This is a genomic window from Pirellulales bacterium (genome assembly GCA_035939775.1).
In the GTDB taxonomy this organism is placed as follows: Bacteria; Planctomycetota; Planctomycetia; order Pirellulales; family DATAWG01; genus DASZFO01.
In genome coordinates this window covers 1-7979 of sequence record DASZFO010000277.1, presented here as the reverse complement: position 1 = coordinate 7979, position 7979 = coordinate 1, and the positions used below count along the sequence as shown (strand labels likewise).

Below are 7979 nucleotides of genomic sequence, written 5' to 3'. Positions count from 1 at the left end.
AACCCGCTGACACACGTCGCGCTCAACGTCGTGGCCGGCTCAGTGACGGCCAACGGCGTTCTGTTCTATGTGACGAATTCCACGAATTATGACGCGACGATCGGCGATCCGGACAACGGCGACGGCGAGACTCGGCCGACGTCGTCAATGGCGGGAATGATCCCCAGCGTCATTATCAACGCCGCGCTGCCGGGCAGCTCGTATTCGCCGCTGGCCGATCCGACCAGCCCCTTCAACGGAATGCTCATTTATCAGCGGCGGGCCGATCCCCGTCCGATCGTCGTCGCCCAGGAGAGCTTGCTCGGGGCGGGATCACTGAGCGGAGCATTTTACGCCAAATGGGGGCACGTGCTTTTTACGGGAACCGGCGCCTACAACGTCCGAATCGTGGCCGGAACCGCGCGCCTTATTACAGCTCTCGGGATGACTATTACACCGAGTCCACTTCTGCCGCCGGCGCAAGACGTTTACCTTGTCGAGTGAAAAACACTTCCCGTTCCATGATGACGACAATCTCGCTCATACTCATCATGATCCTCTATCTTGTCGATCGCGCGCGGCGACGCGGGGTCGAGGAGATGGCTCGTCGCGCCGAATTGGCGGAAGCGCTCCTCGGCGCATCGCCCGAGGCCACGATCGTCGTCGACGAAAACGAGCGGATTCGCCGGTTTGGGAATGCGGCGGAAAAGCTCTTTGGTTATCGGGCCGATCAAGTTCTCGATAAACCGCTCTCAATGCTCTGCTGCGGAGGACGTTCCGATCCGACCGAGCTCGATCTATGTCATGCGGTTCGTCTTCCCGCGCCCGGAAGCGGACTATGCCGCGAAATCGTCATCTCTCGCACCGACGGCACGACGATCGATGCGCAACTCCGATCTCGCTCGATCGAGCGCGACGGACGGCAATGGATCATTGCGAGCGTCCGGAGCCTGACCAAGGAACGCGCTGTCAAAGCGGCGCTCTATCGTCACGTCGACCAACTCGTCATGACCAAGACCGCCTTGCAACGCCAGAACGAGACGCTCGAAATGCAGGTCCGCGAACAAACGGCTCAGCTTCAGATTGCCAAGGAAGCGGCGGAAAAGGCCAATCAGGCCAAGAGCGACTTCCTGGCCAACATGTCGCACGAATTGCGAACGCCGCTCCACGCCATTCTCAGCTTCGCCCGATTTGGAATCGGCAAGAACGCCACCGCCGATCGCGACAAGTTGCTCGGATTCTTTCAACGGATCGAGTCGAGCGGAGATACTCTTCTCAAGCTGGTCAACGCGCTGCTCGACTTTTCGAAGCTAGAAGCCGGAGAGCGGTCGTTGGACTGCGAAGCCGTCGATCTGGAAGAGCTGGTTGCCGGAGTTTCCGGCGAGTTCGATGCCCTCTTGCGCGAAAAGGACATCACGCTGCGCCGCGCGTCCTCCGGGACCGGCGCTCTGGCGTATGGCGATCGTGAGCGTTTAAGCCAAATCATCAGGAACTTAATCAGCAACGCGGTCAAGTTCTCGCCCCGAGGAGGCGACGTTCGAGTGTCGGTCCACGGCGGCGGGCAAACTGTCGACCTCGTGGTCGAGGACGATGGTCCGGGTATCCCTGATGACGAGTGTGAAGCGGTTTTCGACCGATTCGTTCAATCGAAAGCCAATCGATCAAATCTCGGCGGCACCGGCCTTGGCCTGACCATATGCCGTGAAATCGCCGCTCTTCACCATGGAGATATCCGCGCCGAACGGACTCACGGAAAGGGCGCGAGGATTCATGTGACTTTGCCTCGGTGGGTCCCCGATCGGGCGGCCGACATTGCTGCCGAGACGGATGTCGGATCCGCCGTCGCTTAAGAATTGAGAACCCATTTGCAGAAAGGCTAAGCCATGCACCTCAATGACCGAATTTTGGCGGTGGACGATAACGTCGATAATCTGGCGATTCTCGAAGAGCTGCTCGGCGGCGAATACACACTGCGATGCGCGATAAACGGCGAAGACGCGCTCCGCGTTGCCCCGGAATTCAAGCCCAACCTCGTGCTCCTCGACTTGATGATGCCGGGACTCAACGGCCATGAGACGTGCGATTTACTTCGACGGATTCCCGAACTCGCCGCGATCAAAATTGTGATGGTCTCGGCGCGTCGCGACGTGAGGGATCGCTTATCCGCCTACGATGCGGGGGCGGTCGATTACATCAGCAAGCCGTTCCATGAACAAGAAGTGCTCGCGAAGGTGCGAACGTGGATGAAGATGATCCACGCTCAGCACGTCGAAGGCATCCTGCAAGAGATCGACCGCACGAGAGAGGTGGTCGGAACGGCCTTGGTCAATTTGGCGTCGTTCCGCGACGCCGAAACCGGCGACCATCTGTTTCGCCTCCGCTGGTATTCTCACACGCTCGCCGAGCATACGGCGATGTTTGATCCTTACCGCCGGCAAATTGATGAGCAGTTCTTGCAGCAACTCTATCGGGCGAGCCCCTTGCATGACATCGGAAAGGTCGGCATCGACGACGCGATTCTCCGGAAACCCGGCCCGCTCACCCCCGCGGAATTCGAGGTGATCAAGCGCCACACCGTCATTGGAGCTGACATCCTTTCTCGGGCAGCGGAAAAACTCCCGCACGCCGACTACTTGAAAATGGCCGTCCAGGTCGCGCGGCACCACCACGAGCGTTGGGATGGCGGCGGCTACCCGGACGGATTGGCGGGCGAGGCTATTCCGTTGGCGGCGAGGATTGTGGCGGTCGCCGACGTTTTCGACGCGCTTACGTCCGATCGCGTCTACAAGCGCGCGATGGCGGCGTCCGATGCCGCCAATATCATCGAAGACAATTCCGGTAGCCAATTCGATCCCTCGGTGGTCGATGCCTTTCGATCTCGTTTTGAGGAGTTTCGGCAGGCTCAAGGGCGGTGTGCAGCGGGCGTCTCGATGAGCGACGGCGAATTGGTCGGCGCTAGCTCGCCCAGCAATTGGTCCGGCGTGGGAGTCGACCACGTCGAGCACGCGCTCATATTGTAGCTGAGCCCCCTTGGGTCTCGTTTTCTGATCTCGGCATGCGTGCGGCCGTCAACAGCTATGTGGCCTGCCGTTCAGCAAATAGCTGTTCTGGTTCTGGCCATCCTCGATGCGCGAGCGCGTCTTCACCCATCCGCACGATGTTAAGATAGGCAATGTCCGTCCACTTGTACATCCGTATCGTTCTAAACGCCCCAGGATCGCGTCTGTCGCGTTCCGGCCTCCGGTAGCCAGTGCCGTCGAAGCCGGACGTTTGATCGCGTCTGGGGCGAAGCCAGAGCCCTTCGCGGGGCTCGCGGCCCGTTGGCCTGGCGGAGGGCCACTTTTGGTCCCGCGGCGCCGTGCGCGCAACGGGACCGATTATCAGCTCTCATGGTTATCAGAAATCGCGAGTTCGGACCCACTATGCGCGAACTGGGTCCGAACTCGCTTGAGTTCCGCACGCCCCCGAGGTACTCACTGTCGCAACGGCGCCGATCGCGCCGAGCTAAGGAGAAAACGACAACAAACCTCGGAAGAAACGCGCCATGCAATCCGCCTATCGAACGCTCGACGTCACGAAGATTCTCTCACGCCGCGAACTGGCCGCGGTGCTAAACGACCTCAAGCGCAAGGCGCCGCGTTCGAAGAACACGCGGCTGAACCTCGCGCTTTTCCGCCTCGACTGCTGTTGCGGTCTGCGGGCCAGCGAGATCGCCAAGCTGCGAGTGGGCGACGTCCGCACGGAGCTGGCGCGACCGCATATCCGCATTCGCAACGGCGCGTCGAAAGGCGGACGGCCGCGGATTGTTCCGCTCTGGTGGGATGCGGGGACGCTGCAAGACTTGGCGGCGTGGAAGGCCGAGCGTCTACGCGCCGGCGCTGAGTACGACGAGCCGTTCCTCGCATCCCTAATTCCCGGTCGCAACATCAAGACCTTTTCGCGCCACACGCTGCGCAAGCGCTTCCGGACTGCGTGCCGATCCCTCGGCGCCGCTCGGCTCGAGACGCTGACCATTCATCACGGTCGCCACACGTTTATCAGCCACGCGTTGGCTGGTGGCAGATCACTGGCCGAGGTGCGGGACGCCGCGGGGCACGCCAATGTCAGCATCACGAGCGGCTATCTGCATGTGGCGGTAGAGGACGAGGCAGTGGTCGGCAGCCTGTTTCTCTTTGCTTAGTGGCGAAGTGGCAGGGCGAGAGATTCGAGTGAGCGGCCACGGGCCGAAGGATGGTCAGCGGCTCTTCGTCGGATCGGCCGGTTGCTCACCCTGCGGAGTAAGCGTCGACGTGGCCTGGGGGCCGTTGAGGTCGGTGTTCCATTTGTCGCCGGTCGGATCGATCAGCGCGCGGATCACGTCGGCCGGAGTCTGGTCCGCAATCCAGCGGACCGATCCATCCACGAAGGCGGTGACGAAGCCGCCTGGAAAGTGCCCGCCGAGTTTCGGCAGCGGCTTCGCCGGATCGTAGTCGATGTCCTCAGGCTTTGTCCACGGGATGTCGCGCTTGGCTTCGACGAACATGATCGTGTTCGACGCGCCGCCGGTGATGTCGGAAATCTTCATGCCGTCCTTGCCCGAGAACATCGTCTTCGGGCCAGTCAGGACGTAGTAGCTGGCGCTAGTCGTCGGACGCTCATCGGGAGGGGAGCGGAACACATCGGGCATCTTGGAAATCAGCGTCTTGTTATGCTCGCTGTCCCATGGCTCGTCGAAATGAAATTGCTTGTAAAGGTCAACTTCTCCGAGATGGGGAAGTATTCTGACTCGCCAGCTCAACCGCGGTGTATCACCATTCGGCCTCCCGAACGCCTGTGCAGGGAACCTCCGCGTCGCAATTTCAAAATTCAACATCGCCAGCGCGATCTGCTTCATGTTGTTCATGCTCTGTATGCGGCTAGCCGACTCGCGCGACTTTTGGATCGCCGGCAGGGCGATGCTGGCCACCGCCAGAACCGTCGCACCGCTCCCTTCCGACTTGACGACGACGGTGCTTCCGTCGCGCGAGACCTTGGCCTGCTTCAGCAATTCGTCGGCCGCGCCGAGGAGTGTCTTCTTGATTTGGACCATTTCGGCCGGGCCGTGCGTGTCCATCTTGTCGGCCATTGCCAGCCCATTGAGCGCGAAAGTGATCAGCGCTTGGGTTGTCTGCTGCACGTGCCCGGCCGCTTCTTCGGACGGACATTCGGCCAGCGCCAACAGGCCGAGCTTCTTGTCAGCGATGTCGGTGCCGACGAAGAGGCGGTTCGCATCCTGCCAAAGAGGCGCCATCATGGCCATGATCGCCGCATCGGGACCGCCTGAGGCGGGCTTCAAGGGTTCGATGTGTCTACGAAGGTTTTCGACGTTAAGCATGACAGCCAAACCGCCCGTGGACGCTCGCTGCCAGGTCGGCGCCCATTTGGGATCGGGTCCAGGATTGACCGAGGCGGCGAACAAAATCGGCATTTCCTGCTCCGTCGCAAAGATCACCGTTCGATCATCGGGCGCGAAGTAGCAAAACGGCGGCGGGTTGAAACCTCCGGGCCCCGCGTCAACAGGCTTTGCCGGCTTGAAATACTTTTTTCCTCCAAGCAAATCGACGGGGACCGGATCGGAGACGATCGTAGCCGCGAATTTGCTCCAGTCGTGCGGCTTCGCAGCCCGCAACACGATCCGCGGGAACGGATTGTGCCCATTCGACGGAAAGTCGCCCATGATGAACTTGACGTACTCGATGTCGGCAATCGGCAATCCGAGCGTGCGCTCAATCTTCATGGGTTCGCTGTCGGGTACGGCTTGCCAGACTAACTTGGCGGCGGCCGTCTTCATCACGTCGCCGGGACGGACGGCAACGACCATCGCGGCGTCGCCCGGAACGTAAGTGAGGTCGATCGGCTTGGCATCGGCGGCGCCCTGCACGCCGAGTTCGCCGTCGCCAGGAGCGGCTTGTGCTGTTGCGGCGCCGGGACCGCGGAGGCCGGCGATTACGAGGCCGAGGGCGGCGAGCGTGGACCACAGAGCGATCCGCTTGGGAGTCGAGAATGTGAACGTTGAGATGGGCTTCCTGTCGCGAAGCATTTCGATTCTCCTTAAAAGAGTTCCGCGGACGGGCAAGAATGGCCGCGCCCCCCAGGTTGGTTTCCGATTGTCTTGACGCAACGCCATACCGGCGAGGGTCGTCAGATAGGCCCCGCTGCCGCCGGCCGCAACCGCCCCGCAGGCGTCGGCCGCCAGCTCCTGCTCGAGCCGCAGCTGCCGCGCGAGCCAATGGACCAGCGGGTTGTAGAAATAGAGGGCCACGCTGACTTGCGCCGCCAGCCAGCCAGCGAAATCGCCGCGGGCGACATGGGCCACTTCGTGAGCCAGCACTGCCCGCCGCTCCCCTTCGCTCCACTCACGCCACTCGAATGGCAGCAAGATAAACGGCCGCCGCCAGCCGACCGTCGCCGGCGAGACGATCTCGGGCGACTCCCGCAGCTCAATCCGACGAGCGCATTCCAATCGCTCGCAAGTCGCTTCGAGCAAAGTGAGCAGTGGGCCATCGTTCACCGGCGTGGTCCGCCGCCGATATCGCTCGACGGCGAACAGCCCAATCGCCAGCCGCGCGAAGCCTAAACCGACACCCACGATCAGCAACCATGCGGCAAAGCTTGGCCAGCGCCATGCAGTGGGGGCATCGGAACGAGTCGGCTCGTTCAATCCATCGACGACGTTCTTCCAAAAAGTCCGCGCCCACGTGACGGCGTCGAACGATTCCGTCGCGATTGGTTGCGTGCCCGACGCTGCCAATTCGCGAGTATTCCCGCCATCTGTTTTCGCGGATGACGCCGGGGAATCCGGCGCCTTAGCATCATTCGCTACTTGTTCGGCGGCGTTGGCTGAAACTACGCTGAGTCGCCACCAATTCGGCCACGGGCTTACGGCCAGCAGCGAAAAGCCGATGGCGATGACCAGCAGGGCCAGCGCGGCGAGCGACCCGGCCGCGGGACTGCGGCGCCGAAGCACGGCGTAGACCACACCCCCGGCCAACACCAAGAGCGTTACTTGCACACCGGTCCACACCAGACCCGCGCCGATGGCGTTCATATTCGATTCCTTCGTGTCCTTGGTGATCTTCGTAGTTCTCTAAGTTGCGTCTGATCAAGAGGCGCCTTTGCCCGGCGAGTTCAGAATTGCCTCGAGCGCCGCTCGTTCCTTGGCCGTGAGCTTCTTCTGCTCCACAAGCCGCACAAGGAGTTGCTCGCGCGAGCCGGCGAAGACGCGATCGACCAGATCGCCCAACAAGCGCCGCGACACTTCTTCGTATGATTTGGCCGGCCGATAGCGGAACGGCCGATCGCCCGGCTGCTGATCCAAAAAGCCTTTGTCGAGCAGGATCCGCACCAGCGTCGCGACAGTCGTATAGGCGCGATCCGAGCCGCCGCGGGCCAATTCATCTCGCACCTCGGCGGCCGTGGCTTCGTCGAGTTTCCAGAAGACGTGCATGACCTCCAGTTCTCGCTCCGTCAGTTCCTTGGCCGGGGGCCTGGCCATAATCAATCCTCCTGATTCGCTTCTCGTTTTGTATTGGTGCTGATAGTTTGGTTATTTAGATTTGGTTTTATAGTATCACTTGCCTTCAGGCCTGTCAATCGCCGCGATTCAGTTTCTTGGAAAAGCTCAGTTCGCCAAGGGATCCAAGAACGCCGCCTTCCTGGACGAACTCTGCATCTTTCCCAACGGACGATACGACGACCAAGTGGACGCTTCGTCCGGCGCGTTTGCGCGATTGACTCGCGTGGCGCACGGTTTTACGCCGCTGACCTTCCTCTACGTCGAGCCGCGATCGCGCCTGCTACACGGCACACCGTTCGGTGATGCCGCGGCGCGATAAAGGCGTTTTCGACATGAGCAGATGGACGGCTGATGAAGCGAAATACCTGCTGAGCGATTCAAGATCAGCGTGCGCGTTTGATGCGAGTTGTAGGTGCCTACAGGTCGCAACCATGCGAAAAAACAAGCCAGGGCGATCACAACTCCC

General features: G+C 61.2%; 7 protein-coding genes. 5 read left to right on the top strand and 2 right to left on the bottom strand.

Annotated elements, in window-relative coordinates; translation table 11 throughout:
* The 4 genes from VGY55_17255 to VGY55_17240 all read left to right on the top strand — a co-directional run.
* On the top strand, positions 1-483 hold a 483-nt coding region (locus VGY55_17255; GenBank protein ID HEV2971729.1), incomplete at its 5' end, for a hypothetical protein.
* 17 nt (positions 484-500) lie between these two features.
* Positions 501-1829 (top strand): ATP-binding protein, encoded by a 1329-nt coding sequence (locus VGY55_17250; GenBank protein HEV2971728.1) that lies wholly within the window; start codon positions 501-503, stop codon positions 1827-1829.
* 33 nt (positions 1830-1862) lie between these two features.
* Entirely contained in the window at positions 1863-2999 is a 1137-nt protein-coding gene (locus VGY55_17245; GenBank protein ID HEV2971727.1) for an HD domain-containing phosphohydrolase, read from the top strand.
* Positions 3000-3523: 524 nt separating this feature from the next.
* Positions 3524-4159: a site-specific integrase gene (locus tag VGY55_17240; GenBank protein HEV2971726.1), complete on the top strand. Its 636-nt coding sequence runs from the start codon at positions 3524-3526 to the stop codon at positions 4157-4159.
* A gap of 54 nt (positions 4160-4213) precedes the next feature.
* Here VGY55_17240 and VGY55_17235 read toward each other — a convergent pair whose 3' ends face one another.
* Together VGY55_17235 and VGY55_17230 are read right to left on the bottom strand one after the other, a co-directional pair.
* A complete protein-coding gene (locus tag VGY55_17235) occupies positions 4214-7045 on the bottom strand; it encodes a M56 family metallopeptidase (protein HEV2971725.1) in 2832 nt (943 codons plus the stop codon).
* 54 nt (positions 7046-7099) lie between these two features.
* Positions 7100-7492: a BlaI/MecI/CopY family transcriptional regulator gene (locus VGY55_17230; GenBank protein ID HEV2971724.1), complete on the bottom strand. Its 393-nt coding sequence runs from the start codon at positions 7490-7492 to the stop codon at positions 7100-7102.
* A gap of 79 nt (positions 7493-7571) precedes the next feature.
* Between VGY55_17230 and VGY55_17225 the strand changes: the two genes are divergently transcribed.
* A complete protein-coding gene (locus VGY55_17225) occupies positions 7572-7832 on the top strand; it encodes a hypothetical protein (protein ID HEV2971723.1) in 261 nt (86 codons plus the stop codon).
* Positions 7833-7979: the final 147 nt, after the last annotated feature.